This is a genomic window from Mesorhizobium sp. M7A.F.Ca.CA.002.15.2.1, assembly GCF_003998715.1.
Taxonomy (GTDB): Bacteria; Pseudomonadota; Alphaproteobacteria; order Rhizobiales; family Rhizobiaceae; genus Mesorhizobium; species Mesorhizobium ciceri.
Genome location: NZ_RZPI01000814.1, coordinates 1 through 2,273, shown reverse-complemented (window position 1 = coordinate 2,273; position 2,273 = coordinate 1). Strand labels below are relative to the sequence as shown.

Sequence of the window (2,273 nt, the reverse complement as noted above, 5' to 3'; positions counted from 1 at the left end):
CGGCGAACACCGTGCGATGGACCCTGTCGCGTGCGCCAAAGCCGGCAAAGAATTCCTCCGCCAGCCGTTTCACCACTTCCCATTGGTCCGGACTGGTGTCCTGCGCCTCGTCGAGCAGGATGTGGTCGATGCCCTGGTCGAGCTTGTACTGCACCCAGGGGCCGGCGTCCGGCCGCGCCAGCAGGTTGACGGTGCGGGTGATCAGGTCGTTGAAATCGAGGAAGCCGCGGCTGCGCTTGAGCATTTCGTAGCGGGCGATCAGCCAGTCGGCGATGGTCAGCGCGGCAGCCGTGCCTTCAAGCATCCGGAACAGGGCCAGCCGATCGGTGGTTTCGACTATGGCGTTGGCGGCCGAGAGATAACGCTCCGCCAGATCCGGCAACCGGTCGACCAGGGCCTTCTTGAAGGCCTTTGCCGGGTCGTAAGCGTCGCCATCGGTCTTGAGGAAGGCTCGCGCGAGCAGTTGCAGGCGGCGAATGGGATCGCCCTCGGCAAAAGCCTGCCGCGCATAGGGCAGGATGTTGTTCAGTACCGATCTGGCGTCGGTGGCCTCGGCGGCGTGGGCGAAGCCGGCAAAATAGTCGGGCAGGAAGCCCGGCAACGGCCATACCGAAGCGGCTATGCCCTCGGCCGTCTGGCCTGGATGGAAATGGAATTCGTCGAACAGGGCCTGGAAATGCGTGCCATCGCGCCCGACCGCCTCGATGAAATGGCGCAAGCCGTCGCGCTTGCGCACAATCTCACCCAGCAAGGCGTCGAGCCCGGCTTCGCCGCCCCGATCGAGAATGGAGGCAAAAGCCTCGGCCAGATCCCTGTCACCGGCGGACGTGCCCGAAATCATCTCGCGGCGCGCCGCGGCAAACAGCGATGCCTCCATCTGGCCGTCGAGCATCTCGAAATGGGCCGGGATGTTGGCCTCCAGCGGGAACTGGTGCAGCACCGATTCGCAGAAGGCGTGAATGGTCTGGATCTTCAGCCCGCCGGGCGTTTCCAGCGCCTCGGCGAACAGGCGCCGCGCCCGGCGCATGGTCTCGAGATCGGGCCGGCGCCCCTCCAGCGCCTCGACCTTTGCCGCCAGATCCACGTCACCAAGCGTCGTCCACTCCGACAGTGTCGAAAAGACCCGGTTCGACATGTTGGCGGCGGCGGCGCGCGTATAGGTCAGGCACAGGATCTTCGACGGATCGGTGCCGCGCAGCAGCAGCCGGATTACGCGCTGCGCCAGCACATGGGTCTTGCCGGAGCCGGCATTGGCCGACACCCAGGCGGAATTGCCGGGGTCGGCGGCGCGGGCCTGGCTGGTCGCGGTGTCGCTGGGAATGGGATAGGCCTTCTTCATGCCTCCCCTCCCTCGTCGCCGGCATCGCCGCCTGCCGACCATTCGAGCACGCGGGCAAGATGGTCGTAGTCGCCATCCGTCTCGCCTTCGCGGAACGGCAGCGCGCGCGACAGATACCCGGTCGCAGGGTCCGCATAGTGGATCAATAGCTTTTCCAGCCGTGCCCAGGCCTCTTCGGCAAGATCGGTCGCGGTCCGCGGCTGGCGGTTGTGTTCGAGGATGGATTCCTCGAACACCTCGCCATTCGGCTTCAGCCTGATGAAAGCCAGTTGAGAGGGCTCACGCACGCCCAAATCCTTGAAGGCGCCGCGCCTGAGCAGCGCGCCCTCGAGCGCCAGTTGCGGCGCAAGCAGTGTGTGCGCCTGCGCCTTGGACGGCGAGGAGCCGGTCTTGTAGTCCAGTATGTCGGCCATGCCGCCGGCCAGAAGGTCGACGCGGTCGGCGTAGCCGGACAGCGTCACGCCGGACTGGCCGACAACGGTCTTTCCGGCGCGCTCCTCGGCATGGCGCCTTGTCACAGCATCAGCGCGCGTGCGCTCCCACTCGATGATGTTGGCGGCGAGTTTCTCGAAGCGCGGCCACCACACCGCCTCGACGTCGGCCGGAAGGGCGGCTTCGGCAAAGCAGGCGCGGCCGGCGGCGATGAGGCCGGCAAGCGCATCGGGAGCGCGCGGATCGGCGACGCTGCCTGAGAACAGGTGCAGGATGGCGTGAAACAGCGTGCCGCGCTCGGCCGCACCAGGGTCGCGAATAACCGGATCGAGCGGCATCAGGCCGAGGATGCGTCTTGCATAGACGGCGTAGGGGTCACGGCGCAGGGTCTCGATCTCGGTGACCGAGAAATGCGTCGGGCGCACCGACAGCGGCTGCTGACCTTCATCGGCAGCGACCAGGCAGCGGAGCTGCGCCGGCGTGGCGACGAGCTGCTCGCCTG

At 66.8% G+C, this 2,273-nt stretch carries 2 protein-coding genes; both read right to left on the bottom strand.

Translation table 11 applies throughout. From position 1 onward, the window contains the following. The coding region (locus tag ENZ74_RS29680) for a UvrD-helicase domain-containing protein (protein WP_164761304.1) at positions 1-1,339 on the bottom strand (1,339 nt) is incomplete at its 3' end. Next, a partial coding sequence (locus ENZ74_RS29675) for a PD-(D/E)XK nuclease family protein (RefSeq protein WP_245471034.1) occupies positions 1,336-2,273 on the bottom strand: 938 nt, incomplete at its 5' end. The genes ENZ74_RS29680 and ENZ74_RS29675, both read right to left, overlap by 4 nt.